The organism is Actinokineospora sp. NBRC 105648 (genome assembly GCF_030269645.1).
Taxonomy (GTDB): Bacteria; Actinomycetota; Actinomycetes; order Mycobacteriales; family Pseudonocardiaceae; genus Actinokineospora.
In genome coordinates, this window is the sequence record NZ_BSTR01000033.1 from 1 (window position 1) to 26,384 (window position 26,384).

Consider the following 26,384-nt stretch of genomic DNA (forward strand, 5'->3'; position numbering starts at 1 on the left):
TCGGAGATGGCCCTGCACTCCGATGTCACCGCCACCGGGCTGCCGGTGTTCTTCGCCCACCCGCACTCACCCTGGGAACGCGGCAGCAACGAGAACCTCAACCGGATCGTCCGCGAGTACCTGCCCAAAGGCATCGAGATCACCAGCGACCCGCATTACCTGGCCGCCATCGCCGCCGAGATCAACGACCGACCCCGTAAACTCCACGACTGGCGCAAACCCGGCGAGGTATTCACCGAACTCCTCGAACTGGATGCTTCCACCGCTTGAACTCGCCCCTCACTGTCACCAGTCTCGCCCGCAGGCACGTGGCGGCGCTCGTGCGGGACGACGCCCGACCAAGGCAACGCCGTCGCCTAAGACGAGCCGGCCACGCTACTGGAGGCAGGTTCGGCGAACCCGCTCATCAGCCACTCCGGAAACGCCCCTGCGCCCGGACGCACGACGCGGACTCCACATCCCCGCTCGCCGAGTACCTCGACGGCACGCTGGTCGACCTGACCACCACACCATCCCGACCCGGCGCGCACCGCTGACCTTGCTGCGCTCGGACTGCGCGTGGTCCTGCGCACGCTGATCGGACTGGACACGAACCTGATGCTCGGGTCCGCGGCCGCTCGGCGCCTCGGCCAAGCCGTCGAGTTCGATGCGGGGCCGCAGCAGGTTGCTGTCTGTGCTCCGGACTCGACAGGTTCGGCTTGCCGAAGAGCCGGGCGGGTTCGCCGCCGGGCCGCGGATGCGTTCGACCGCAACAGATTTGCTCCCGGGTAGACCAGATCACGGGTGGTTCAAGACGGCTAAGACGATGGTCGCGGCTAAGAGGCCGGGGCCGTGCGGGATGCCAGTACGCCACTGTGGTCGGTGTAAGCGGTGCAGGGCGAGGGTCGCCATCGCGGCGATCAGCAGGGCCGTCGGCAGGGTGTGCAGGTCTGCGGCACCAAGGATGGCTCCGAGGGTGGGCGCGAGTTTCACATCGCCCATGCCGAGGGCGGCGGGGGCGGTCAGGTGAATGAGGGCGTGGAACGTGGTCAGGAGAACCGCGCCTAGCAAAGCGTTGCAGAGCACCAAAGCGCTTGGAGCGGCGAAGGCGATGAGGGCAGCGGCAACAGGGAACGCCGGAAGGGTCAGGGCGTTCGGGAGGCGTCGGTGACGGAGGTCGACGATGGTCAGGGGGACGGCCAGCCAGACGAGGAAGGTGACGACGGGGAACCACCGGTCGGGGAGCACGCCGTAGTGCCTGCCCACGGCGGCGGCCGACCACAGGAGAGCCGTCGCGGTCGCGCACGGGGTGAGGGATGTGTTGGTGCCACGAGGGATCAGCGACAACGCGCGCCACGCGCAGGTACCCGCGGCGAGACCGGCTGAGGCGCCAAGGGCAACCGATTGCCAGAGCGTGCCGACCATTGGCAGGTGTGGGTAGAGGATCGCGCTCAAGCCGAGGAGAAGCAGGCGTAGGGCTTCCGGGGCACGGATGCGGGTGGCGGCACGAGTGGCACCGCTCGCACCGGCGGCGTGGAACCGTTCCTTCCCAAGGCGGGGGGAAGCGGCAGAACGATTGTCCATAGTGGAATTACCAAGCACGGTGGGCTCCTTTGTTCTCTTCCAAGGTAGGAGAACAGGGTGGAGGTCCGCAGTCGCTCGATACGGTGGGGATGGTTGGCTTGACGGATTTCGTCAGGTGTGCATTGGGAGCGGGACGATGCCGCCGGTCGCCTCATGCAGGGCGTCGCGCATGACCATGCGGGGGGCGGGCCTGCCGGTGAAGTGCTCGACCTGGCCGAAAGCCTGGTGCAGCAGCATGTCCAGGCCCGTCGCGAGGCTGCCGCCCGCCGCCAGCACCGCCGTGGCCAACGGGGTTGGCCAGGGGTGGTAGATGACGTCCAGGACAACGGGCGCGTGGGACAGTTCGGTGGCGATTGGAGCAGTGGCGGCAGGCGGCGCGGTGTTCACCAAGACAGCGCAGGACTTGGCTGCCGCGGTGAAGTCCACTTCCGACCAGCGTTCCACCCGCAGCGCCAAGCCGAGGCGCCCCGCGCACTCCACCGCGTCTGCGGCGCGCGCGGGGTCGCGGACAACCACAGTCGCGGATGACAAGCCCAGTACAGCGAACGCGCCCAGCACAGCACACGCGGTGCCGCCCGCGCCCAAGACGACACCGGTCTCCCCCGCCGTGAAACCCGCCGTGCGAAGTGCCCCCACCACACCATCGATGTCGGTGCAGTCGGCGAGCCAGCCCTCCTCGGTGCGGACAAGGGTGTTGGCCGCTCCGACCGCCGTGGCCCGGGGAGTGGCGGTCGAGGCGACCGACAGGGCGGCCCGCTTGCCGGGCATGGTCACCGAGAGTCCGACCCATTCCGGGCCGAGATCGGCGACCAACCCCGGCAACCGGACCTCGTCGCACTCGATCCGGTCGTAGGTCCACGGCAGGCCGAGCGCCGCGTAGGCCGCCCCGTGCAGGACGGGGGACAGCGAATGGGTCACCGGCGAGCCGAGGATCCCGGCGCGGCGGAGGTCAGTAGGCATCGTTGTCTTCGGCGAGCTTCACGTTCGCCTGGTGCTCGGGAAGCGAGGTGGCGAAGCACGACGTGCCGTCCTTCTTGCACCGCACGAAGTACACCCACGGGCCCTCCGCGGGCTTGGCCGCCGCCTCCAGGGCCTCCCGGCTGACCGAGGCGATCGGCGTGGGGGGCAACCCCATGTTGGCGTAGGTGTTGTAGCCGCCCGCCTTGCCGCGGTCCTCGGACCTGGTGCGGATGGCGGGGCGGTCGAGCACGTAGTTGACCGTGGAGTCGTACTGCAGCTCCATCGGCTTGGCCAGCCGGTTGTAGGTGACCCGGGAGACCTTGGTGAAGTCGGCCGTGATCGCCTCGCGCTGCACCAGCGACCCCATGACGAGGACCTGGTACGGGGTGAACCCGGTGGCGTCGGCCAACGCGGGCATCCCGGCGCTCTGCAGCACGGCCGAGGAGTCCGAGAGCAGCTTCTTCCACAACTCCTCGGCGGAGGACCCGGGCTTGACCTCGTAGACGTCGGGCATGACCAGGCCCTCGAGCCTGCGCTTGGCCTCGGGCGCGCGCGAGGCGTCGGCGACTGCCCAGTCCGGCACCCCTAACGCGGCCAGGTCCGCCGTCTCGGCCGTCTTGCGCAGCTCCTCCGCTGGCACGCAGGTGCTCTTGCCGTTGAGGTCCGCGCACGAGGCCTTGGACAGCAGCGAGAAGATGCCCGGGGTGACGTTGGTGCCGTTGGTGATGTCGTCGAGCTGGGTGCCCGCCTTGATCTGCAGGTTGCCCACGCGAGCCTTGGGGTTGACGATCGCGGTGACCGCGTCCTTGCCGGAGACCTTGGTGCGCATGACGTAGTAGCCCGGCTGCACCGAGCGGACCTTGGCCTCCGACTCAGCGGCCGCGATGAACGCCTTCGCGCTGGCGACCACGCCCTGGTCCTTGAGCGTGGTGGCGATGGCGCCGGTCGAGTCGCCGCCCTTGACCTCGACCACGATGTCGGACTCGCCCGCGCCGGAGAAGTCGTCGTAGCCGCCGATGTCGGAGAGCATGCGCAGCCCGTACCAGACGCCGCCGCCGATCAGGGCGAGCACGACGAGGCCGAAGACAGCCAGTTTGATCCGCCTGGTGTCGCGCTTGGGCTTGCGCTCGCGTTGATCCTCGTCCTCGAACAGCCCGAGTTCGTCGGTCATCACTCCGCCTCCGCAGATCGTGCGAGCGCCGCCGACCGGGCGTCGAGCCACGACTGCAGGATCTCCACAGCCGCGGCCTGGTCCACGACAGCGCGCTGGCGCTTGCCGCGGACCCCCCGTTCACTGAGCATCCGCGAGGCGGACACCGTGGTCAGGCGCTCGTCGGCGAGCCGAACCGGCACCGGGGCGACCCGGCGGGCCAGCTCGGTGGCATAGGCCACCGCACCCTGCGCGGCCGCGCCGTGACGCGCGGCGAGGGTCCTGGGCAATCCGACCACCACTTCGACCACCTCGTGCTCGGCGACGAGCTCGGTGAGCCGGTCGAGATCGCCGCCCGACCGCTCGTCGCGGGACAGCGTAACGAGCGGAGTGGCCAGAATGGGAGAGGGATCGCTCAGCGCCACACCGACCCGGACGGAGCCGACGTCCACGGCGAGCCTGCGGCCGCGCCCCGGGTCGTCGGCTCCGGGCCGGTCTGGTCTGCTGCCCATCAGCCCGGCAGCGCCCCGCGCAGGGCGGTCACCGCCTCGCCGATGCCCGCGGGGTTGGCGCCGCCGCCCTGGGCCATGTCCGGCTTGCCGCCGCCGCGGCCGTCGATGGACTTGACGAAGGACGGCACCAGCTTGCCCGCGGCGAGCCCGTTGTCGCGGGCGGTGGCGGTGGTGGCGACGACGAAGCTGACCTTGGGGCCGTCGGCGGAGAACAGCGCGACCACGCCGGGGCGCGAGCCGAGCCGGTTGCGGACCTCGATGGCCAGCGCGCGCAGGTCGTTGGCGTTGACCCCGTCAGGGACCTGCAACGCGACAAGGGCGTTGCCGTTCACCTCTTCGGCCTTGTCGGCCAAGGTGCCCGCGGACGACAGGAGCTGTCCGGCGCGGAGCTTCTCGAGTTCCTTCTCGGCGGTGCGCAGCCGCTCGATGAGAGCCTCGACGCGGCCGGGGACCTCGACGTCGGGCACCTTGAGCATCCCCGCGAGGTTCTGCACGAGGGCGCGTTCCTTGGCCAGGTATCGCATGGCGTCCATGCCGACGTAGGCCTCGAGGCGCCTGCTGCCGGAGCCCACCGAGGACTCGCCGATCAACGTGATCGGGCCGATCTGGGAGGAGTGCTCCACGTGCGTGCCACCGCAGAGCTCGCGCGACCAGGGGCCACCGATCTCCACGACGCGGACCGTCTCGTCGTAGGTCTCCCCGAAGAGGGCTACCGCGCCGAGGTCGTGGGCGCCGCCCATGTCGGTGTAGACCACGCGCACGGGGAGGTCCTTGCGTACGGCGAGGTTGGAGACCTCTTCGATCTCGCTGCGCGTCTCCGGGGAGAGCGCACCGGACCACGCGAAGTCGAGGCGCAGGTAGCCGGGCTTGTTGTAAGAGCCGCTCTGCAACGCGGTAGGGCCGAGCACCTCGCGCAGGGCGGCGTGCACCACGTGCGTACCGGAGTGGCCTTGACGAGCGCCGATGCGCCACTCCGGGTCGACCAGGGCCTCGACCTTGAGACCCTCGGTGACCTCACCACTACGCACGCGCACCTGGTGGACCCACAGCTTGCGGGCGACCTTCTGCACGTCGAGCACCTCGAGCTCGACACCGGGACCGGTGATCGTGCCCGCGTCGCTCTCCTGGCCGCCGGACTCGGCGTAGAGCGGGGTGCGGTCGAGCACGACCTCGACGATCTCGCCCTCGCCCGCGCTGCGCACCCGCGTGCCCTCGCGGACCAGACCGCGGACGGTGGCCTCGGCGGCGAGCGACTCGTAGCCGAGGAACTCGGTGGGTCCCTGGGCGAGCAGGTCGCGGTAGACCGACTGGTCGCCGTGGCCGGTCTTGCGGGAGGCGGCGTCGGCCTTGGCGCGGGCGCGCTGCTCGGCCATCAGCTCGCGGAAGCCGGTCTCGTCGACCGTGAGCCCCTTCTCGGCGGCCATCTCCAGGGTCAGGTCGATCGGGAAGCCGTAGGTGTCGTGCAGCTGGAAGGCCTTGTCGCCGGGCAGCTGCGCGCGGCCGTCGGCCTTGAGCTGGTCGGCGGCCAGGTCGAAGATCTTGTTCCCGCTGGCCAGGGTGGCCAGGAAGGTCTCCTCCTCCTTGCGCATCACCGACTCGATGCGCGGGAAGTCCGAGGCCAGCTCGGGGTAAGAGGGCGACATGGTGTCGCGCACGACGGCGGCGAACTCGCCCAAGACCGGCTCGTTCACGCCGAGCAGGCGGACTGAACGGACGATTCGGCGCAAGAGGCGGCGGAGGACGTAACCGCGGGCCTCGTTGCCGGGGGTGACGCCGTCGCCGATGAGCATCATGCCGCTGCGGGCGTGGTCGGCGATGACGCGGAAGCGGACGTCGTCGACCGCGTTGCCGGAGCCGTAGCGGCGGCCGGACATCTCCTCGGCCTTGCCGATCACCGGGCGGACCAGGTCGGTCTCGTAGACGTTGTCGACGCCCTGGAGCAGGGTGGCGACCCGCTCGATGCCCATGCCGGTGTCGATGTTGCGCGTCGGCAGCGACCCGATCGGCTTGTGCCCCTCCTTGGGGCTGAGCTCGCCGCGCTCGTCCTGCATGAAGACGAGGTTCCAGATCTCCAGGTAGCGGTCCTCGTCGGCGACCGGGCCGCCGTCGCGGCCGTGCTCGGGGCCGCGGTCGAAGTAGATCTCCGAGCAGGGCCCGCCGGGGCCGGGCACGCCCATGTCCCAGTAGTTGTCCTTGCCGTCGCGGCGCTGGATGCGCTCCTCGGGCAGCCCGGCGATCTCGCGCCAGAGCGCGAAGGCCTCGTCGTCGTCCTGGTAGACGGTGGCCCACAGCAGCTCCGGGTCGAGGCCGTAGCCGCCGTCGGCGACACTGCTGGTGATCAGCGTCCAGGCGTGCTCGATCGCCTGGGCCTTGAAGTAGTCGCCGAAGGAGAAGTTGCCCGCCATCTGGAAGAACGTGTTGTGCCGGGTGGTCTTGCCGACCTCGTCGATGTCGCCGGTGCGCACGCACTTCTGCACGCTGGTGGCACGCGGGTACGGCGGCGGCACGTCACCGAGGAAGTACGGCTTGAACTGCACCATGCCCGCGTTGACGAACAGCAGGTTGGGGTCTTCGAAGATCAGCGAGGCGCTGGCGACCTGGGTGTGGCCGGTGCGCTTGAAGTACTCCAGGAAGCGGCTGGAGATCTCATGGGTCTGCACGGTGGTCCTTCATTCGATCACGGGGGTTCGACGGGCGCGGGCGCGGCGAACGGCGAAGGCTGGCTCAGCCGTTCGCCCTGCGCGCTCGCGCGTCGGAGCGCGCGGGCCGGTTGCCGGGGGTGACGCCGGAACGGCGCTCGACCGCGTCGGTCAGCTCCTCTTCGCGCTCGGTCATGCCCGCGCGGACGTCGGCGCCGAACGCGCCCATGGCGCCCGCGAGCTCGCGCACGGCGTCGCCGAGGTTGCCCGCGATGCCCGCGGGAGTGACGGCGTGCGCGGTGGAGCGGGCCTTGCGGTTGAGCGCGACGCCCGCGGCGATGCCGACGCCGAGCCAGAACACGCGCTTCATGACCGGTTCCCGCGGCGCTTGCGGCCCTTGGCGGGGCGGGAGTGCTTGCCCTCGATCTCACCCTTGGCGCGGCGGCGGGCGCGGATGGCCTTGCTGACGCCGTAGGACAGCGCCGCGGCCTTGACCAGGGGGCCGCCGAGCGTGGCGGTGAACACCGAGGCGAGCGCGGAGACGTTGCCGGTGACGGCCTGGGCGTTGGCGGTGATCCCGTCGACCCGCTCGAGCTGGGTGTTGACGTGGGTCAGCGTGGTGTTGGCGCCGTCGAAGAGCGGGTCGCTGTTCTCGTGCGCCTTGCGGATGGCGATGGTGGCCTCGTCCAACGTGCGGCCCAGCTTGGCCAGCACGATGCCCAGCAGCACAACCAGCAGCACGAACGCGCCTGCGGCCACCAGCGCGGCGATCTGCCCTGCTGTCACGAGCCCTCCTCTGGCATGACCCGGATTGATCCGCGCCAGGCTACCGTGCCGCTCGCGGGCGGGCCTGCCCGGTCAGGTGGCCCTGTCCCGTGTCGACAGTGTGCCCATCGCGGGCCGGTTCAGTCGCCTCGAACAACCCTGCGCAGCTTGGGCACCCGGTCGGCGAGGTGGCGTTCGGCGCCGCGCTGGGTGGGCTCGTAGTAGTCGCGGCCGCGCAGTTCGTCGGGTGGGTACTGCTGGGTGAGGACGCCCTCGGGAACGTCGTGCGGGTAGCGGTAACCCGTGGCGTTGCCGAGCTTCTTGGCGCCCGCGTAGTGGCCGTCGCGCAGGTGCGCGGGCACCAAGCCCGCGGCCCCCGCGCGAACGTCGGCGATAGCGCTGTCGATCGCGGTTATCACCGCGTTGGACTTCGGGGCGGTGGCCAGGTGCACGGTGGCTTGAGCGAGGGCGAGTCTGCCCTCCGGCATGCCGATGAGCTGCACGGCCTGGGAGGCGGCGACCGCGACCTGCAGGGCGGTGGGGTCGGCCATGCCGATGTCCTCGCTGGCGTGCACGACCAGGCGGCGGGCGATGAACCTCGGGTCCTCCCCCGCCTCGATCATCCGGGCGAGGTAGTGCAGGGCGGCGTCGACGTCGGAGCCGCGGATGGACTTGATGAAGGCGCTGGTCACGTCGTAGTGCTGGTCGCCGGAGCGGTCGTACCGGACGGCGGCCTTGTCGACGGTGGCCTCGACGGTCGCCAGGTCGATGGCGCCGTCGCGGGTCGCGAGCGCGGAGTCGGCGGCGGCCTCGAGCGCGGTGAGCGCGCGCCGCGCGTCGCCACCGGCGAGGCGGACCAGGTGCGCCTCGGCGTCATCGTCGAGGGTGACGGTGCCCGCGAGACCGCGGTCGTCGGCGACCGCGCGGCGGATGAGGGCTTGGACGTCGGTATCGGTAAGAGGCTGTAGTTGGAGCACAAGAGAGCGGGACAGCAGCGGGGAGACGACGGAGAAGAATGGGTTCTCGGTCGTCGCGGCGACGAGGAGGACGATGCGGTCTTCAACGGCTCCCAGGAGGGCATCCTGCTGAGTGCGGGAGAAGCGGTGGACCTCGTCGATGAAGAGGACGGTCGACTCACCGGAGTGTGTAAGACGTCGCCGTGCGTCGTCGATGACCGCGCGAACTTCTTTGACACCCGCGGAAAGCGCGGAGAGGGCGACGAAGCGCCTGCCGATGGCTGAGGACACAAGAGTCGCCAGGGTTGTCTTACCGGTGCCTGGCGGGCCGTAAAGCAGGATCGATGCGGGAGCGGCCCCTTCGACCAGGCGGCGAAGCGGGGCGCCGGCGCCGAGCAGGTGGTCTTGGCCGAGCACCTCGTCCAGGGTGGCCGGGCGCATCCGCACAGCCAACGGGGTGTTCGCCGCCGCCTTGCGCACGGCGGCGGAGGAGGCGGGTGCGCCGAAGAGGTCGAACTCCTGTTCCACGGTGTTCGACGCTACCCGCACGCGGTCATGGGGCGAGCGGTCCGCCCTGGGCGACAAGCGCGTTGACGTCACCTGATCGGGCGGCTTGCCAACGCCCGGCGGTCAGCCTTAAATTTTGCGTGGAGGTCGGGATGATTTCAACCTGATCAGCGTTCAGGGGGCCGGCGAGGACGCGAGCGGGAAATCGACGAACATGTGCCACCGACGAAAACCGGACCCCTTCGCATGATCGGATTCACCCGCCGGGGAACTGCCCGATCCCGGGGTGTGCCCTACCTTTGACAACACCCGCCAGGGCTGTCGACAAGAGGAAACGCATGACCACTCCAGCAGATCCGATTTTCCCGGCAGGCGCCCTCCTCCCCCTCACCGAACGCGGCGGTTACGCGCCGCCCGAGCACGTTCCGGCGGGACTGCGGCCGTATTCCGCCGCACTCGCGGTCACCCCACCGCGGGCCGGTGGCGACGAGACCACCGCGACCCAGGACACCGAGGTGAAGCAGACCCAGTTCGGCGCCGACGGCCGGGTGGAGACCGACGCGGTGCCCATCGTGGTCACCGACAGCTGAGCCGTGGGAGCGACCGGGCGCGCGGTTCTCGTGGTCAGCGCGCATGACGACCTGACCGCGAAGGCGATCACCGAGGAGCTGCACCGCAGGTCGCACCCGGTCGAGCGGTTCGACTTGGGCGACTTCCCGGCGGCGGTGGGCTTCACCGCGGAACTGCGCGGCGGCCGCTGGCACCTCGCCGGGGCGCTCGACCTGGAGCGCTTCGGCGCCATCTACTACCGGCGGCCCACCCGGTTCGCCTTCCCCGACGGGCTGTCCGCGGCCGACCGCGCGTTCGCCGCCGAGGAGGCGCGCCTCGCGGTCGGTGGGGTGCTGGCCACGTTCGACGGCACCTGGGTCAACGACCCGGCGAAGACCGCGATCGCGGAATACAAACCGCTGCAATTGTCGGTCGCCGCGCGGATCGGCCTGTCGGTTCCGCACACGCTGATCACCAATGACCACGCCGCGGTGGCGGCTTTCAGTGAGCACAACAGTCACGTTGTGTGCAAACCGCTTTCCTCGGTTGCGCACCGGGTGGACGACTCGGTGCGGATCACCTACACCACTCCGATCGACGGCGACGACATCGATCCGGCAATGGTCGGGGCGACGGCGCACCTGTTCCAAGAGCGGGTCGACAAGCAGTACGAGGTCCGGGTGACGATGGTGGGCCGCCGCCCGCTCGGGGTGGCGATCCACGCGCACAGCGCGGCGGCCCGGCGCGACTGGCGGTCGGACTACGCGTCGCTGACCTACGCCGCCGCGGCCGTGCCCGCGGCGGTGGCCGAGCGGTTGTGCGACTACCTGGACGCCTTCGGGCTCGCGTTCGGCGCCTTCGACCTCGTGGTGACCCCCGAGGACGAGTGGGTCTTCCTGGAGTGCAACCCGTCGGGCCAGTGGCTCTGGCTCGAGCGCGAGACCGGTGTTCCCATCACCTCGGCCCTGGCCGACCTGCTCACAGGCAAGGCGACATGACCACGCTGCTCCCCTGGCCGCCGCTGGCGGCCGACCTCGTCGAGACCCTGGTCCGCGACGGGGCGCTGACCACGCCCGAGCTGATCTCCGCCTACCGGGAGACACCTCGGCACGTGTTCGTGCCGAGGTTCACCGTCGGCACGACCGGCCCGGCGTTCGCCGCCGAGGACGACGAGCAGGCGTGGCTGCGGGCGGTGTACACCGATCGCTCGCTCACCACCCAGCGCCTGGCCCACCCCGACGGCTGGAGCACCGCAGCGGGCCCGCTGCTGGTGCCGACGAGTTCGTCCACCGAACCTGGCCTGATGGCGCGGATGCTGGAGAGCCTGGACGTGCGCGCGGGCCACCGGGTGCTGGAGATCGGGACCGGCACCGGCTACAACGCCGCGCTGCTGAGCCACCTGGTCGGCTCGGCGAACGTGGTCAGCGTCGACCTCGACCCCGGGTTGGTGGCGGCCGCGCGCGAGCGGCTCGCCGAGATCGGTCACCGGCCCACACTCGTGGTGGGCGACGGGGAGCTGGGTGCCGCCGAGCACGGGCCGTACGACCGGATCATCGCCACCGCGGGGGTGCCGGGCATCCCGGCGACCTGGGTTGAGCAGTTGCGCCCAGGCGGCCGGGTCGTCGCGAACGTGCGCGGTGAGCTGGCCACCGGTCCGGTCTGCGTGCTGGACGGCGACGGCGACCCGATCAGGCTCGCCGGGCGCTTCGCGGGCTTCGAGGGGCACTTCATGTGGCTGCGGCCCCAGGCGGACAACCCGTTGCGCCCGCACCAGAGCACGTCCGCGGGCGCGGTGGGCACGGTCTCCTGGACCACGACTCGGCTGGACCCGGCCGCGCTCGTCGGCGACGCGCCGTTCCGCTTCCTGCTCCAGCTCCAACTGCGCGGCGTCGACGGGCTCTACGCGGGCGAGACCGCGCACCCGGCCACCGGCGTCCGGCAGCACGCGGTCTCGGTGACCGCGTCCGACCTGTCGCGCGCGGACGTGTTCACTGAGTCGGACGGCACCCGTCTGGTGGTGCAGCGCGGCGAGCGGCGGCTGTGGGACACGGTGGAGTCGACCTGGGACCTGCTCGGCGAGCTGGGCAGGCCCGGCGTCGACCGGTTCGGTGTCACGGTCACGCGCGGGGAGCAGTTCGTCTGGCTGGACAGTCCGGATGGTCCGCACCGTTGGCCCCTGCCGCTCGTCTGAGAGCAAGCACACCGCGCGGCCGGGGGCTCCCCCTTCTCAGCCGTTGGACACCCGCGGTCACCTGTTGACCGCCACCGGTGCCGGTGTTCGGATAAGAGCGTGTCCACGGTGAAGCAGGCCCAAGCCCTTACCCGGCGCAGGCACGTCGACTTCGCCCGAGTGTGCAGCCAGGGCTGTCACCGCTGAGGGTCCACCCCGCCGACCGCCCCACGCGGGCCGGTCCCCGCAGCGTGCCCGGCCGACACCCCCGGAGTCCCGATGTCCGAGCAACTGGATCCGCTCAAGTTCGCCTACTGGGTGCCCAATGTCAGCGGCGGTCTCGTCGTCAGCGACATCGAGCAGCGCACCGACTGGTCTTACGAGTACAACCGCAAGCTGGCTGTCCTGGCCGAGGACAACGGGTTCGAGTACGCCCTGAGCCAGGTGCGCTACATGGCCAGCTACGGCGCGGCCTACCAGCAGGAGTCGACCAGCTTCAGCCTGGCGCTGCTGCTGGCCACCCAGCGGCTCAAGGTGATCGCCGCGGTCCACCCCGGGCTGTGGCACCCGGGGGTGCTGGCCAAGCTGGTCGCCACCGCGGACCACCTGTCCGACGGGCGCGCGGCGGTGAACGTCGTCTCGGGTTGGTTCAAGGGCGAGTTCACCGCTTTAGGTGAACCCTGGCTGGAACACGACGAGCGCTACCGCCGGTCGGAGGAGTTCATCCGGGTGCTGCGGGCGAGCTGGACCGAGGACGAGGCGCAGTTCGCGGGCGACTTCTACCGGCTGCGCGGCTACGACCTCAAGCCCAAGCCGCTGACCGGCCCGGGCAGGCCGCACCCGGAGATCTTCCAGGGCGGCAACTCCACCGCCGCGCGGGCGATGGCCGGGCGGGTGTCCGACTGGTACTTCAGCAACGGCAAGGACTTCGACGGCGTCACCGAGCAGATCGCCGAGGTGAACGCCTCCGCGCACGCGCACGGGCGCACTGTTCGCTTCGGGCTGAACGGTTTTCTCATCGCCCGCGACACCGAGGCGGAGGCCAAGGAGACGCTGCGCGAGATCGTCGCGAAGGCCAACCCGGACGCGGTGCGCGGCTTCCGCGACGCTGTCCAGCAAGCGGGTAGCTCTACCGGCGACGGTAAGGGGATGTGGGCGGACTCGTCGTTCGACGACCTCGTCCAGTACAACGACGGCTTCCGCAGCAAGCTGATCGGGACCCCCGAGCAGATCGCCCACCGGTTGGTGGCGTACCGGAAGCTGGGAGTCAACCTCGCCCTGCTGGGATTCCTGCATTACCACGAGGAAGTTGAGTATTTCGGGAAGCACGTGCTCCCCATCGTGCGCGCTCTTGAGCTGGAAGCCGACCGGGGTGCCGCCACGGTCGAGCCCCTTGGCGTCTGACGCCCCCTCTCACTCGCGAAAGGCACGACCATGACGACTACTGAGACTGACTGGTCCAAATCCACGCCGTCGACCGCCGAGGAGTGGCTCACCCGGGCCGCCGAGGTGTCGGCGCTGCTCGCCGTCGACGCGGTCAGCCGTGACCGCGAGGCCAAGACGCCGCACGCGGAGGTGCAGCTGCTCAAGGACTCCGGTCTGGTCACGTTGCTCGGCCCGAGCGCGCACGGTGGCGGTGGTCAGGATTGGCCTACCGCATACCGGGTGGTGCGCGAGATCTCCAAGGCTGATGGTTCTATCGGCCAGCTCTTGGGCTACCACTACCTCTGGTTCTGGGCGGCCCGGTTGGTCGGCACGCCCGAGCAGATCACGGCAGTCGAAGAGCTCGCCACGACCAACCGGTTGTTCTTCGGTGGCGCGGTCAACCCGCGCGACACCGACGTGACGATCACCGACGAGGGCGACACGATCGTCTACAACGGACGGAAGTCGTTCTCCACCGGGAGCAAGGTCTCCGATCTGACCGTGCTCGAAGGGGTCTTGGCGGGCACCGACAAGCACATCTTCGCGATCGTGCCGTCCACCATCGAGGGCCTGACCTTCCACGACGACTGGGACAACATCGGCCAGCGGCTCACCGAGTCGGGCAGCGTCAGCATCGACAACGTGCGCGTCGACTGGGCGTCGGCGGCGGGCTACGTCGACAAGGAGTTCACCCCGAAGGTCTACAACACGCTCAACGTGCCGACGATCCAACTGGTGTTCGTCAACTTCTACCTCGGCATCGCACGCGGGGCGCTGGAGACAGCGCGCACCTACACCGTTGAGAAGACCCGGTCCTGGCTGCACGGCGGTTATGAGCGCGCGGTCGACGAGCCGTACGTCCTCGACGTGTACGGGGACCTCACGTCGAAGCTCTGGGCGGTAGAGGCGCTGGCAGACCAGGTAGCACAAGAGGGTCTGGCCATCCACCAGAACCCGGACGCCGTGACCGCACGAGAGCGCGGCGAGCACGAGGTGCGAGTCGCCGCGGTGAAGGCGCGGGCGACCGAGGTGGCGCTGGAGATCACCAGCGGCGTCTTCGAGGTCACCGGTGCCCGCTCGACCGCCGCGGGCGAGGGGCTGGACCGCTTCTGGCGCAACGTGCGCACGCACACCCTGCACGACCCGGTCGCCTACAAGCGGCGTGAGGTGGGGGTTTTCGTCCTGCGCGACGAGATCCCCGAACCCACCTGGTACTCCTGACCCACCCCACGGGCGGGCCGAGCACGCTCGGCCCGCCCCGCCCCCCGGAGGTATCCCGTGTCCTCGATCGTCGTCCTCTCCGGCAGCCCGTCGGCGACCTCCCGCACCGCCGCGCTGGCCGAGCACCTGGCCGAACGCCTGCGCGGCCACGGCCACGACGTGCGGCTCGTGCGGGTGCGCGACCTGCCGCCGAAGGCCCTGCTGCACGCGGAGGTCACCGACCCGGCCATCGTCGAGGTCACGGCGGCGATCGCGGGCGCGGACGGGGTCGTGGTGGCGTCACCGGTGTACAAGGCGGCGTACACGGGACTCCTCAAGTCCCTCTTGGACCTCTTGCCGCAGTTCGCGTTGGCGGGCAAGGCAGCACTACCGGTGCTGACCGGTGGCAGCCCAGCGCACGTGCTCGCGCTCGACTACGCACTGCGGCCGGTGCTGTCCTCGCTCGGAGCACACCACATCGTGCCGGGCTGGTTCGTGCTGGACCAGCACATCGAGGTCACCCCGACCGGCGTCGTGCTGCACCCGGACGCGGAGGCGCCGCTGCTGTCCGTTGTGGACACCTTCGCCGGCGTGCTGCCCGCGGGCGCGCTGCGATGAGCCTGACCTTCCACTGGTTCCTGCCCACCTACGGCGACAGCCGCTACCTGGTCGGCGGCGGCCACGGCACGGCGACCACGGTGGCGGGCAAGGAGCGCCCCGCGACCATCGAGTACCTCGGCCAGATCGCCCGGAGCGCCGAGCAACTCGGCTTCGTCGGCGCACTGACCCCGACTGGCGCGTGGTGCGAGGACGCTTGGCTGACCACGGCAATGCTGGCGGGGGTGACCGAACGCCTGAAGTTCCTGGTGGCTTTCCGCCCGGGCCTGACCTCACCGACCCTGGCGGCCCAGATGGCCGCGACCTTCCAACGGCACTCGGGCAAACGCTTGCTGCTCAACGTGGTAACCGGCGGCGAGAGCCACGAACAGCGCGCCTACGGCGACTTCCTGGACAAGGACGCCCGCTACCGCCGCGCAGACGAGTTCCTACACGTGGTCCGCTCCCTGTGGCGCGGCGAGGAAGTGACTTTCGCGGGCGAACACCTGAGAGTGGAACGCGCGTCCCTGGCCAGGATCCCCGACCCGACACCGGAGGTCTACTTCGGCGGCTCATCCCCGTCCGCGATCACCGTGGCGGCACGACACGTCGACGTCTACCTGACCTGGGGCGAACCTCCGGCAGCGGTAGCCGACAAGATCGCCCGAGTACGCGCGGCGGCAACCCGCGAAGGCCGCACAGTGCGATTCGGGATCCGACTGCACGTCATCAGCCGCGACACAGCGGACGCGGCCTGGGCCGAGGCCAGACGATTGTTGGACGCCCTGGACCCGGACACCATCGCCAGGGTGCAGAGCGGCCTGGCCCAGAGCGAGTCCGAGGGCCAACGACGCATGCTGGAACTGCACGGCGGCCAACGGGACGGCCTGGAGATCTACCCGAACCTCTGGGCAGGCGTCGGCCTGGTACGAGGCGGAGCCGGAACAGCACTGGTGGGCAGCCACAGCGAAGTGGCCGACCGGATCGAGGAATACGCGAACCTGGGGATCGACGAGTTCGTCCTATCAGGACACCCACACTTGGAAGAGGCTTACTGGTTCGGCGAAGGTGTGCTGCCACTACTGCGGGCCAGGGGACGATGGGAACACCCGTTCGCGGAGGAAGTGGTGTCGAGCAATGGAATCCCGTTCGCTTCAGCCCGCTGAACCTCGAGCCGGGTGGGCTTTGGCATGGGTGGCCGGGGGGGTGGGACAGAAGGCAATAGGCCGTGCTCCTCACTTTCTCCCGCCCCCCAGCAAACCGCAGCGGTGAGGCCGACCCCGCTGGTACGCAAGTCCCGCTACGAATGCTCGATCTAGTGGACTCGCTTCGTGTGGGGGGAGAGCACCGCTAAACTTGCCGTGGGTGGGGATGCCCTTACCCTGCCCTTTTCTCTCCACCGCGGTGCTCTAGGGGCCCCACACGAAGCGAGTTCACTGGATCGAGCCCCTCATCTTTTCCTCGGGCAACCCAAGCGATGAGCCGCCGAAGACGGTCGACCGTAGGTCGGTGTGCGGCATACCCCACGAGCTGCCCAAGTAAAGCGGAGGCTCGATTGGCTGGACTGCCTTCGCGCGGGGCCCCTAGGCGACCGCGTGGGGAAAAAGCGTGGGGAGAAGGGCATCCCCACTACCAGGTCAAGTTTAGCGGTCGCCTCCCCCCACACGAAGGCAGTCCACCCAATCGAGCACAAACGTAACGGGTCTTGCGTACCAGCGGGCGCGGGTTCTAGTGATTTGAAGTATCAAGAGAACCGGATCTCACGAGGCTCGAGATCGAGAGGGACTGCGGCTGCGGCTGGGTGGCTGGGTGGGCGGTTGCCTGAGTGAGTGGGCGGCTGAGTGAGTGGGCGGCTGAATGGGTGGGCGGGCAGCGGGTGTGTGGTGGTGGATTGCTGGTTAGGGGCGGAGGAGGGGTTTGATGACCTTTCGCGAGTCCATGTCGGCGTAGGCGGTGGCTACGTCGGCCAAAGAGTAGCTAGCGTCGAAGACGCGGCCTGGGGTGATTTCGCCGGAGAGGACGTCGGGGAGGAGTGCGTCCAGGTAAGCGCGGACGGGGGCCACTCCGCCTGCGACGGTGATGTTGTTGGAGAACAGTTGTCGGATCGGGAGTTCGGGGCCGCCTGCCGGGACACCGACGTAGCCGACTCGGCCGCCGGGGCGGACCGCCGCCAGGGACTGGTGCATGGACTCCTTGGTGCCGACGCATTCCAGGACGGCGTCGGCGCCGACGCCCAGTAGTTCCAGGACCTCTGCGGCGCCCTCGTCGCCCCTGGTGGTGACGATGTCGGTGGCGCCGAACTCGGTGGCGAGGCGTTGGCGGTCCGCGTGTCGGGACATGGCGATGACGCGTTCGGCGCCCAGGCGGGCGGCGGCGAGTACGGCGCACAGGCCGACTGCTCCGTCGCCGACTACCACGACGGTGTCGCCCGGGCCGACCTGTGCGGACACTGCCGCGTGGTGGCCGGTGCCGAGTACGTCGGACAGGGTGAGCAGGCCTGGGATCAGGTCGTCGTCGGGGACTCCCGGGGTGGCCACGAGGGTCCCGTCGGCGAAGGGCGAGACCACGTACTCCGCCTGTCCGCCGCCGACCGGGTTGCCGTCCTGGTCTGCACCGCCCCAACCGCCGCCGCGTTCGCAGGAGGTGTGGACACCGTGGCGGCAGTGCACGCAGTCGCCGTCGCTGAACATGAAGGGGGCGATGACGAAGTCGCCCGGACGGATGGTGCGGACCTCGGTGCCCACTTCCTCGACCACACCGACGAACTCGTGGCCCATCCGGCGTGGCTGGTCGACCTTCGAGACGCCCCGGTAGCCCCACAGGTCCGACCCGCAGACGCAGGAGGCCACGATCCGGACCAGCGCGCCGGTGGGGTCGCGCAGTTCCGGGACCGGTGTGTCGGCGAGCCGGATGTCGTTGGCGCCGTGCAGAACCGTCTCACGCATGACTGGTCTCCCTCACCGTGCGATCCTGGCTGGCGCTGCCGCCAGCGTGGTGTCGTCCCCGACCTGCGTGGGAGAGCGCCTGTGGGACGCCGTCTCGCTCGTGGTGGAGCTGCCGACCGCTGTGGTCGGGCGATGGGAAGGGCCGCACCGAGGTGATCAGCTTCGTCTCGGTGTCGCCCAGCAGGTGCGTCGCGGTCATGATCGGCTGAGGATCTGGTGCAGGGCACCGAGGATGAGCTCGACGCGGTCGAGCCGGGCGTTGTGGCCCATCAGGCCGATGCGCCACACCGAACTGGCGAACGCGCCGACGCCCGGGCCGATTTCGACGCCGTACTCGGTCAGCAAGATCTGCCGGGTCTTGGCGGAGTCGACCCCCTCGGGCACGCGCACGGTGGTGAGTTCGGGGAGCCGATGACCTTCAGCGGCGAACAGGGTCAGGCCGAGGTCCGCCAATCCCTCGTGCAGCCGGGCGCCCACGGCGCGGTGGCGCTCCCACACCGTGTCCAGGCCCTCCTCCAGGATCCGGCCGAGCGCGGCGTGCAGCGAGGCGATCATCGCGGTCGGCGCGGTGTGGTGGTAGGTGCGGCCACCGCTGGACCCGTCGACGTAGGCGCCGATGAGGTTCAGGTCGAGGTACCAGGTGGGCGGCCGCTGGACCCGGCGGTCCCAGGCCCGCTCGGACACCGTGAACGGCGCCAGCCCGGGCGCGACGCCGAGGCACTTCTGCGTGCCCGAGTACGCGATGTCCACATCCCACGCGTCGACCTGGACGTCGATGCCCGCCAGTGAGGTCACGCAGTCGGCCAGGACCAGCGCGCGCTGGTCGCGCCGGTGCACGGCGAGCGACAACTCCTTGATGTCGCTGCGAACCCCGGTGGAGGTCTCCGCGTGCACCGCGGCGACCAGCGACGGCTCCGGGTGCGCCGCCAGCACCCGCTCGACGTCGACCGGCTGCCCCCAGTCGTGGTCGACGCGCACCACGTCGGCGCCGTAGCGGCCCGCCACGTCCACCATGCGTTCGCCGAAGAGCCCGTTGACCCCGACCACCACCACGTCACCGGGCCGGACGAAGTTCGCGAACGCCGCCTCCATGCCGATCGATCCGGTGCCCGACAACGGGAGCGTGCGCGCGTTCTCCGTGCCCCACACCCGGCGCAGCCGGGCGCAGGTCTCGTCGAGCACGCGCAGGAACTCCGGGTCGAGGTGGCCCAGCAGCGGCGCCGACAGCGCGGCAGTCGCCTCCGGGTACGGGTTCGACGGTCCGGGGCCGAGCAGGATCCGGTCTACCAATGCCATGCCGCGCACTCTACGGACGCGGCGCGACCTCCGCCGGAAGCTGTCCACAGCCCTCCGGGAACCGGGGATCGACGAGCCGGGGGTTGACAAGCCCGCGATCGGCGAAGCGGTCGCGCAGCATGATGCCCAGCGCGTAGGGCACCAGGTCGCGGCCGCGGCGCCACAGCCACGGGATGCCCTTGACCACCAGCCAGGCGAAGTGCGCCAGCGGACCCGCCTGCCTGCCGCCCTCGCAGACCATGCTCACCGGAACCCGCACCACGCAACCGCGCGCCGCGAGCAGGTCCGCGAAACCGTTGGCCAGCAACCGGTGCCCGAGCTCGGACGGGTGCAGCCGGTCGACGCTCCACGCGCTCGTCTCGTACGCGCCGGGCAGCTCGTCGAGGTCCAGGCACGGCGCGCCGGTGGCCGCCACCACGTGGTCGATCATCTCGTTGAGCCGCTGGATCCGGTCGCGCAGCGCGCGCCGCAGCGACGCGGGCATCCGGAACACCCTGGCGTGGTCGTGGTAGCGCACCAGCAGCACCACCGCCCCGGACTCGTGCAGCGCCCGCACGACGTGGGTGAGGTCGACGCGCATGCCCTCGGGGTCGAAGTCCGAGCGCAGCGTGTCGTTCATGCCGACGATCACCACGGCGGCCTCGGGCCGGGTGGCGAGCGCGTCGGGCAGCTGGGTGCGGCGGACGTCGGCGAGCCGGGCGCCGGTGTTGGCGAGGTTGTGCGCGCGGGCGCCGAGCGCGGCCGCGAGCAGCGGGCCGACGCCCCGCCACCCGCCGCCGGGCAGCGGGTCGCCCAGGCCCACCGAGGTCGAGTCGCCGAGGATGGCCAGGGTGCTGGCCGTCCAGGCCGGGTACGTGGACGTGCTGCGTTCGATCCCCACCGCGGTCACGGGACAACCATGGGCGCCACGGGCTCACCGGCGGTGAGATCGCGGTGTCGGGACGGGGTCGGACCGGCGAAGCTTCGGTGCTAGTCGAACGCCGGGTAGAGCGGCAGCGAACGCTCGCCGAACCGGGCGGTGAGCGCGGCCACGACGGCGTCGGCGTGGTCGGCCACCGCGGCCACCCGGGCCCGCCGCGCGGCCTTGGCCAGCGTGACCCAGCGGGCCACCAGCACGTCGGCCTGGTGCGGCCGGGGGACGGCGCCGCCGGAGCCGAGCTGCTCGACATCGGGCACGGTGAGGAACTGCCAGGTGGTCAGCCACACCCAGAACAGCTGGGCGTCGAGCAGCCGGGGCAGCAGCACCGCGTCGTCGTCGAGGTCGGGCCACATGACCCGGACCTCCGCCCGCCACGCGGCGAGCATCGCGTCGGTCATGCCGGGCGGGAGGGCGTAGGCGCACCAGCAGGACGGGAAGGGCACCGTCAGGTAGGCGGCGTCGAACATCATGTTCCGCACGCAGCCGCCCTCGAAGTCGAGGAACCGCACGCCGCGGTTGGTGATGAGGTTGTTGTCCGGGCAGGAGTCCGACGGGCTGAACGCGCGGTGCCGGGCGGTGTCGAGCAGGGCCAGGGTGTGCCGCGCGGCGGCCATCGCCGCCGCGGGCGTGTTGACGCCGAACTCGGTCTCCAGCAGCTGTGGGAGCGCTTCCACCGCGATCGGGCCGTCGACGGTGAGCGGGTCCTTAGACTTGGGCGGGCTGAGTCTGCGCAGCAGCGCGTTGAAGTCCGCCTCCCGGCCCGCGGTGCTCGCGTGCAGCTTGCCCAGGGAACGCGCCCAGGACAGCAGCGCGCCCTCGGCGGCCCGCGCGTCGTCGCCGTGCAGCTTCTCGGCCAGCGTCGGCGCGCGCCCCAGGTCTTCCATGACCAGCAGGTTGGTACCGCTGTCGTGGGCGAAGAGCTCCGGGCACATCCGGTCCTCGGCGGCCAGCGCGGTGAACAGCTGGTAGCTCACCGCCTCGCGCACCCAGCTGTCGCGCGGACTGGTGCCCGCGGGCTGGACGTACCGCTTCACGGCGAGGGTGCGGGGCAGGGAGAACGGGCTGGCGGCCACCTTCACCCGCAGCACGACCGAGCGCTCGCTGCCGCCCAGGTCCTCCGGGTCGGCGAGCCGGATCCGCGCGCCGAAGCGCTTGCTGAGCACCGACTCGGCGGCCACGACGGTGGCCAGCACCTCCGCGCTCGCGGCGTGGTCGACGTCGCCGGAGCCGTCCGGATCGCCGGTGCCCGGCGGATCGGCGGCGATCTCCACACTCATCTCCTCTGACCCTACTCCCGATCGTAGGTGGCCACGCGCGGCCCGGTCTGCGACTTCGCCCCCACGACCGTAGTGGTCATGACCGATCCGGAACGAGGCACCCGACAACAAATAACGACGTCATTCCTGTTTCGGGTGTGCGGCCCACCAAAGAGTTCCCAGTGCGTGGGAGAGCTCACCCGGCGGACAGCGGGCGACCGGCGTCGCCGGGGACCGTGCCGCGGAAGCGCAGCAGCAGCACGAGCGCGGCGGCGACCACGATGCCCACGAGGTTCACCGCGAGCTGCCCGGCGGACCCGAGGACCTTGTCCCACTGGCCGAGGATGGCGGCCACGCCGATGTAGCCCGCCGCGGGCACCGTGGTGACGGAGATGAACACGCCCACCAGCGCCGCGGACTTCGCCGAGGTCATCGAGAGCATCCCGGCGGCGCCCGCGAGCACCGCCACGACCAGGGACCAGGGGCCCACCTCGTAGACGAAGTCCACCTGGTGGTCGCCGGCGATGGCGCTGGTGTCGAACAGCCCGGCCTGGTTGCCCAGCCAGGTCCCGCCCGCGGTGACCAGGATCGCCAGCGGGAAGCCGACGGCCAGCGCCAGCGCCGCCCGGCGCACCAGGTCGCCGCGCTTGCGCACCAGGCCCACCGACATGGCCGCGAGCGGGCCGAACTCCGGTCCGACGACCATCGCGCCGACCATGGTGACCGGCGAGTCGGTGATCACCCCGACGGCGGCCAGCAGGCAGGCGATGGTGAGGAACGCCAGGAACGTGGCGTTGAGCCGGGACTCCTCGCCGGTGCGGGCGACCAGCTCCTCCCACACCACCGCGTCCGCGGCCTCGCCGGGCGCCTCCTCCTCGGCCCGGTCGGCGGCGTCGGACAGCGAGGTGTCGACCTGGTCGAGGGTGATGCCGCCGTCGTGGTCGACGCCCAGGGCGCACAGCTCCGCGACGATCTCGTCGGTGGCCTCGCGGGCGAGGTCGGCCTCGACCACGTCGCCCTTGGGCTCCAGGGCCGCCCCGGGGAAGCACACCAGGTGGGTGGCGCCCGCGTGCTCGCGCAGCACGGACAGCACCGCGTCGGTGGCCGCCTCGGGGCAGATGACCCGCAGGTGGAGCACTAGGAGGTGACGGGCGAGGTGACAGGTACGGCAGCGGGGGCGGCGTCGGCCTTGGCGGGCTTGAAGTCCACCCCGGCCTCCTTGCGCTGCTCGGCGGTGATCGGCGCGGGCGCGCTGGTCAGCGGGTCGAAGCCGCCGCCGGTCTTGGGGAAGGCGATGACCTCGCGGATGGAGGTCTCCCCCGCGATCAGCATCACGATGCGGTCCCAGCCGAAGGCGATGCCGCCGTGCGGGGGCGGGCCGAAGGCGAAGGCGTCGAGCAGGAAGCCGAACTTGTCCTGCGCCTCCGCCTGGTCCAGGCCCATCAGGGCGAAGACCCGCTCCTGGACGTCCTTGCTGTGGATACGGATCGACCCGCCGCCGATCTCGTTGCCGTTGCAGACCAGGTCGTAGGCGTAGGCCAGGGCGTTGCCCGGGTCCTGCTCGAACCGGTCGATCCACTCCGGGGTGGGCGAGGTGAAGGCGTGGTGCAGCGCGGTCCACCGACCGCCGCCGACGGCCACGTCGCCACCGCTGGTGGCCCGGGCCGCCTCCTCGAACATCGGGAAGTCCACGACCCAGACGAAGCCCCACGCGGACTCGTCGATCAGGCCGACCCGCTTGCCGATCTCCAGGCGGGCGGCGCCGAGCAGCGCGCGGGCGTCGTCGGGGTGGCCCGCGGCGAAGAACACGCAGTCGCCCGGTTCGGCGCCCGCGGCCTTGGCCAGGCCCTCGCGCTCAGCCTCGGACAGGTTCTTGGCGACCGGGCCGCCCAGGGTGCCGTCCTCGCCGACCAGGACGTAGGCCAGGCCCTTGTGACCGCGCTGCTTGGCGAACTCCTGCCAGGCGTCGAGCTGCTTGCGCGGCTGGCTCGCGCCGCCGGGCATCACGACCGCGCCGACGTAGGCCGCCTGGAACACCCGGAACGGGGTGTCGGCGAAGTACTCGGTCAGCTCGGTGAGCTCGACGCCGAAGCGCGTGTCCGGCTTGTCCGAGCCGTAGCGGGCCATCGCCTCGGCGTAGGACAGCCGCGGGATCGGGCCGGTGAGCTCGTGGCCCGCCAGCTCGCGCCACAGCGCCCCGACGACGCGCTCGCCGAGGGCGATCACGTCCTCCTGGTCGACGAAGCTCATCTCGATGTCGAGCTGGGTGAACTCCGGCTGCCGGTCGGCGCGGAAGTCCTCGTCGCGGTAGCAGCGGGCGATCTGGTAGTACCGCTCCAGGCCGCCGACCATGAGCAGCTGCTTGAACAGCTGCGGCGACTGCGGCAGGGCGTACCAGGAACCGGGGCGCAGCCGGGCGGGCACGACGAAGTCGCGGGCACCCTCGGGCGTGGACCGGGTGAGCGTGGGGGTCTCGACCTCGAGGAAGCGCTCGGCGTGCAGCACGTCGCGGGCGATCCGGTTGGCCTCGCTGCGCAGGCGCATGGCCGCGGCGGGTGCCGAGCGGCGCAGGTCGAGGTAGCGGTGCCGGAGGCGGACCTCGTCGCCCACCGAGAGGTGATCGTCGAGCGGGAAGGGCAGCGGCGCGGACTCGCTGAGCACCTCCAGCTCAGTGGCCAGCACCTCGATGGCGCCGGTCGGCAGCTCAGGGTTGTCGTTGCCCGCCGGCCGCGCGGCGACCTCGCCGACGACCTTGACGCAGAACTCCGCGCGCAGCCGGTGGGCGCGCTCGGCCATCTCGCCCTCGCGGAAGACCACCTGGGAGACGCCCGAGGCGTCGCGCAGGTCGATGAAGATGACGCCGCCGTGATCGCGCCTGCGGGCCACCCACCCGCTGAGGGTGACGGTCTGCCCGGCGTGCTCGGCGCGGAGGGTTCCGGCCTCGTGCGTGCGGATCACGGGTTGCGCGCTCCTGTCCAGATACTGGGAAGTTTCCCGAAATCGGGAACCAACCCGATTCACGGTGCTCGGGTCAGGCTAGCCAACCCCCCGGGGGGCCCGTCCAGCAGGTTTCACCCGGGTCCGGCAGCGTCCCCAACCAGCCGCGATCCAGATCGAACACCGTTCAACGCAGTGAACCCTTTGGGGGTCGATCATGACCCGATTGGCGGCATAGCAACCCGTCCGAGTGGGCTATCCGGTCACGGCAGGCAGCGAGCTGGTTACCCACGAATTAACACTGCCGCTACCCAGCGGGCCCCCCACGACGTAATGTGACCGTCAGGGCGTAAGGGGTAACCCAGGGAGTGAACATGGGTAGCGGTATCACCCGCGAGCCAGTTCGTGAGCTTCACCAGAACGGGAGTGTCCGCCATGCGATGACGGCCGACCAGCCAGACTCGCTGGCGGCCGACGCGTTCCCCACTGCGCTGAGGTCAGCGATCCAGGCGAGTGGCTTGAGCCTCGATCGCATCCAGTACCGGTTGCGCGCACGCGGTGTGTCGATCAGCGTCACGGCGCTGAGCTACTGGCAGTCGGGTAGGCGCAGGCCGGAGCGCGCGGAGTCGTTGGCCGCGCTCGGCCACCTCGAGGACGTCCTCGGGGTGCCCACCGGTTCCCTGATCGCGCTGCTCGGGCCACCGCGCCCGCGCGGCCGGGTCAACCGGGAGTCCTCGCGGCTCACCGTCGAGGCGCTCTGGGGCAACAGCGAGCCCGTCTCGCACCTGCTCAAGCGCATCGACTTCACCAGCGACACCGCGCTGACCAAGCTCAGCCAGCACGACAAGATGGAGATCGGTGTCGACCGCGGCGAGAAGTCGCTGAGCATCCGGCAGGTCTTCCGCGCCGAGCGCGACGGGGCCGACCGGACGCTGATGGTGTACGACCTCGAGGTGCCCGGCAGACCGTTCCCCGAGATCACCGCGGGCGACACCTGTCGGATCGGACGGGTCGCCCAGGACCCCGCGGCGGGCTTGGTGGCCGCGGAGATCCTGCTCGACCAGCCGCTGAGCCGCGGCGAGACGACGATCGTCGACTACGCGCTGCAGCACCCGGGCCCGCCGTACTCGCGGGGCGACGACAGCTACTGCCGCAAGTTCCCCGGACCCGTCCGGGAGTTCGTGCTGGAGCTGCGCTTCGACCCGCGGGCGCTGCCCGCGTACCTGGAGCAGTACACCGTCGACATGGAGGACCACGTGACGAACCGGCGCAAGCTGGACGTCACACTGGACGGCAAGGCGCACGCGGTGGCCCTGGACTTCGGTCCGGGCATCCTCTGCGTGCGCTGGGAGTGGCCCGACTAGCTCGGCGACCACGACGACCGGTCCAGCCAGGTCGAACACGGCCGCGCCGACGCGCTCGGGTGCCACCGTCCCGGTGACGGGTGGACACCGGGCGCGGCGGCCGGGCCGCGAGTGATACCAGTTCGAGTGTTCCGCAGGGTGCTGACGCCGCCGTCGGGAGGCCGGGCCGAAATCGGCCCGGGTACCCGGCGGCGCCCCCGCGTGGACGGGTCGTGCTTACCGGTGCCGGGGCGCGGCGGCCGGGCTCGACAGCACGATGTCGAGGCGGTCCTCGGGCTCGGGGTCCTCGACGGTGAGCGAGGCGTACGCCCGCGCCGCCAGGCCGGACTCGGTCGAGGCGAGCACGGTGACCGAGTAGGTGCCCACCCGCGCCCAGCTCGCCACGGCGAAGCTGAGCTTGGCCGACTGGCCCGCGGTGATGGCGTTCGGCTCGAACTCGACCTCCACGCCTTCGGGCAGGCCGCGGACCTCGAAGGCGAGCGGGTGCGCCTCGGCGCCCGCCCTGGTCGCGACGGCCACGATGAAGTCGCCGGGCCGCTGCACCCGCAGCACGAGCGGGTCGACCGAGACGCTGAAGTCGCCAGGGGTGACGGTGGGGCTCAGGTAGGGATCGATCGCGTAGGCCACGGTTCGGATCTCCTCTGGGTCGGGAGACCACCACCATCGCTGGGCCG

General features: G+C 70.8%; 24 protein-coding genes. 9 read left to right on the forward strand and 15 right to left on the reverse strand.

The genetic code is table 11. From position 1 onward, the window contains the following. A partial coding sequence (locus tag QSK30_RS24760; RefSeq protein ID WP_502871883.1) for a transposase occupies positions 1–270 on the forward strand: 270 nt, incomplete at its 5' end. A gap of 507 nt (positions 271–777) precedes the next feature. On the opposite strand, the gene QSK30_RS24765 is transcribed toward QSK30_RS24760, so the two are convergent. The 8 genes from QSK30_RS24765 to QSK30_RS24800 all read right to left on the reverse strand — a co-directional run bounded on the left by QSK30_RS24765 (position 778) and on the right by QSK30_RS24800 (position 9,025). Beyond that, positions 778–1,326: a prepilin peptidase gene (locus QSK30_RS24765; RefSeq protein WP_285506239.1), complete on the reverse strand. Its 549-nt coding sequence runs from the start codon at positions 1,324–1,326 to the stop codon at positions 778–780. Positions 1,327–1,674: 348 nt separating this feature from the next. Next, positions 1,675–2,523, reverse strand: coding sequence for a shikimate dehydrogenase (locus tag QSK30_RS24770; RefSeq protein ID WP_285506240.1), 849 nt, complete (start codon positions 2,521–2,523; stop codon positions 1,675–1,677). Continuing rightward, positions 2,513–3,694 (reverse strand): endolytic transglycosylase MltG, encoded by a 1,182-nt coding sequence (mltG, locus tag QSK30_RS24775; RefSeq protein WP_285506242.1) that lies wholly within the window; start codon positions 3,692–3,694, stop codon positions 2,513–2,515. Before mltG ends, QSK30_RS24770 begins: the two co-directional genes overlap by 11 nt. Continuing rightward, positions 3,694–4,185, reverse strand: a complete 492-nt coding sequence (gene ruvX, locus QSK30_RS24780) for a Holliday junction resolvase RuvX (protein ID WP_285506254.1) — start codon at positions 4,183–4,185, stop codon at positions 3,694–3,696. Before ruvX ends, mltG begins: the two co-directional genes overlap by 1 nt. Continuing rightward, on the reverse strand, positions 4,185–6,845 hold the full coding sequence (gene alaS, locus QSK30_RS24785; protein ID WP_285506256.1) for an alanine--tRNA ligase: 2,661 nt from the start codon (positions 6,843–6,845) through the stop codon (positions 4,185–4,187). The genes ruvX and alaS overlap by 1 nt, the downstream gene beginning before the upstream one ends. A gap of 64 nt (positions 6,846–6,909) precedes the next feature. Beyond that, positions 6,910–7,194: a hypothetical protein gene (locus QSK30_RS24790; protein WP_285506258.1), complete on the reverse strand. Its 285-nt coding sequence runs from the start codon at positions 7,192–7,194 to the stop codon at positions 6,910–6,912. Continuing rightward, a complete protein-coding gene (locus tag QSK30_RS24795; RefSeq protein ID WP_285506260.1) occupies positions 7,191–7,610 on the reverse strand; it encodes a DUF948 domain-containing protein in 420 nt (139 codons plus the stop codon). Before QSK30_RS24795 ends, QSK30_RS24790 begins: the two co-directional genes overlap by 4 nt. A 119-nt stretch (positions 7,611–7,729) precedes the next feature. After that, the gene (locus tag QSK30_RS24800; protein WP_285506373.1) at positions 7,730–9,025 is read right to left on the reverse strand and encodes a replication-associated recombination protein A; all 1,296 of its coding nucleotides are present in this window, start codon (positions 9,023–9,025) and stop codon (positions 7,730–7,732) included. Positions 9,026–9,390: 365 nt separating this feature from the next. Here QSK30_RS24800 and QSK30_RS24805 point away from each other — a divergent pair, with 365 nt between their 5' ends. The 7 genes from QSK30_RS24805 (at position 9,391) to QSK30_RS24835 (ending at position 16,159) form a co-directional block, all read left to right on the forward strand. Further along, positions 9,391–9,642: a hypothetical protein gene (locus QSK30_RS24805; RefSeq protein WP_285506261.1), complete on the forward strand. Its 252-nt coding sequence runs from the start codon at positions 9,391–9,393 to the stop codon at positions 9,640–9,642. Positions 9,643–9,645: 3 nt separating this feature from the next. After that, positions 9,646–10,599 (forward strand): ATP-grasp ribosomal peptide maturase, encoded by a 954-nt coding sequence (gene tgmB, locus QSK30_RS24810; protein ID WP_285506262.1) that lies wholly within the window; start codon positions 9,646–9,648, stop codon positions 10,597–10,599. Next, complete coding sequence (locus tag QSK30_RS24815; protein ID WP_285506264.1) at positions 10,596–11,792, forward strand: methyltransferase domain-containing protein; 1,197 nt, start codon at positions 10,596–10,598, stop codon at positions 11,790–11,792. Before tgmB ends, QSK30_RS24815 begins: the two co-directional genes overlap by 4 nt. 258 nt (positions 11,793–12,050) lie before the next feature. Further along, on the forward strand, positions 12,051–13,175 hold the full coding sequence (gene sfnG / locus QSK30_RS24820) for a dimethylsulfone monooxygenase SfnG (protein ID WP_285506265.1): 1,125 nt from the start codon (positions 12,051–12,053) through the stop codon (positions 13,173–13,175). A gap of 30 nt (positions 13,176–13,205) precedes the next feature. After that, the gene (locus QSK30_RS24825; RefSeq protein ID WP_285506267.1) at positions 13,206–14,417 is read left to right on the forward strand and encodes an acyl-CoA dehydrogenase family protein; all 1,212 of its coding nucleotides are present in this window, start codon (positions 13,206–13,208) and stop codon (positions 14,415–14,417) included. A gap of 57 nt (positions 14,418–14,474) precedes the next feature. After that, positions 14,475–15,014 carry an NADPH-dependent FMN reductase gene (gene ssuE / locus QSK30_RS24830; RefSeq protein WP_285506269.1) on the forward strand — a complete coding sequence of 180 codons (540 nt, stop codon included), beginning with the start codon at positions 14,475–14,477 and terminating at the stop codon, positions 15,012–15,014. Continuing rightward, positions 15,011–16,159, forward strand: a complete 1,149-nt coding sequence (locus QSK30_RS24835) for an LLM class flavin-dependent oxidoreductase (protein ID WP_285506270.1) — start codon at positions 15,011–15,013, stop codon at positions 16,157–16,159. Before ssuE ends, QSK30_RS24835 begins: the two co-directional genes overlap by 4 nt. Before the next feature lie 732 nt (positions 16,160–16,891). Here the strand turns inward: QSK30_RS24835 and QSK30_RS24840 are convergent. From QSK30_RS24840 to aspS, 6 genes are all read right to left on the reverse strand, one after another. Beyond that, on the reverse strand, positions 16,892–17,938 hold the full coding sequence (locus tag QSK30_RS24840) for a zinc-dependent alcohol dehydrogenase family protein (protein ID WP_285506271.1): 1,047 nt from the start codon (positions 17,936–17,938) through the stop codon (positions 16,892–16,894). 195 nt (positions 17,939–18,133) lie between these two features. Continuing rightward, entirely contained in the window at positions 18,134–19,234 is a 1,101-nt protein-coding gene (locus QSK30_RS24845) for a pyridoxal-phosphate-dependent aminotransferase family protein (RefSeq protein WP_285506272.1), read from the reverse strand. 10 nt (positions 19,235–19,244) lie between these two features. Then, positions 19,245–20,123: an SGNH/GDSL hydrolase family protein gene (locus QSK30_RS24850; RefSeq protein ID WP_285506273.1), complete on the reverse strand. Its 879-nt coding sequence runs from the start codon at positions 20,121–20,123 to the stop codon at positions 19,245–19,247. Positions 20,124–20,203: 80 nt separating this feature from the next. Continuing rightward, positions 20,204–21,430: a hypothetical protein gene (locus QSK30_RS24855; RefSeq protein ID WP_352231615.1), complete on the reverse strand. Its 1,227-nt coding sequence runs from the start codon at positions 21,428–21,430 to the stop codon at positions 20,204–20,206. 175 nt (positions 21,431–21,605) lie between these two features. Continuing rightward, positions 21,606–22,547, reverse strand: coding sequence for a DUF389 domain-containing protein (locus QSK30_RS24860; RefSeq protein WP_285506274.1), 942 nt, complete (start codon positions 22,545–22,547; stop codon positions 21,606–21,608). Continuing rightward, on the reverse strand, positions 22,547–24,367 hold the full coding sequence (aspS, locus tag QSK30_RS24865) for an aspartate--tRNA ligase (RefSeq protein WP_285506275.1): 1,821 nt from the start codon (positions 24,365–24,367) through the stop codon (positions 22,547–22,549). Before aspS ends, QSK30_RS24860 begins: the two co-directional genes overlap by 1 nt. A gap of 497 nt (positions 24,368–24,864) precedes the next feature. On the opposite strand from aspS, the gene QSK30_RS24870 reads away from it, so the two are divergent. Continuing rightward, a complete protein-coding gene (locus QSK30_RS24870; protein ID WP_285506277.1) occupies positions 24,865–25,710 on the forward strand; it encodes a hypothetical protein in 846 nt (281 codons plus the stop codon). A 216-nt stretch (positions 25,711–25,926) separates the two neighbouring features. Here the strand turns inward: QSK30_RS24870 and QSK30_RS24875 are convergent, their stop codons facing one another. Further along, on the reverse strand, positions 25,927–26,337 hold the full coding sequence (locus QSK30_RS24875) for a hypothetical protein (RefSeq protein WP_285506278.1): 411 nt from the start codon (positions 26,335–26,337) through the stop codon (positions 25,927–25,929). Positions 26,338–26,384: the final 47 nt, after the last annotated feature.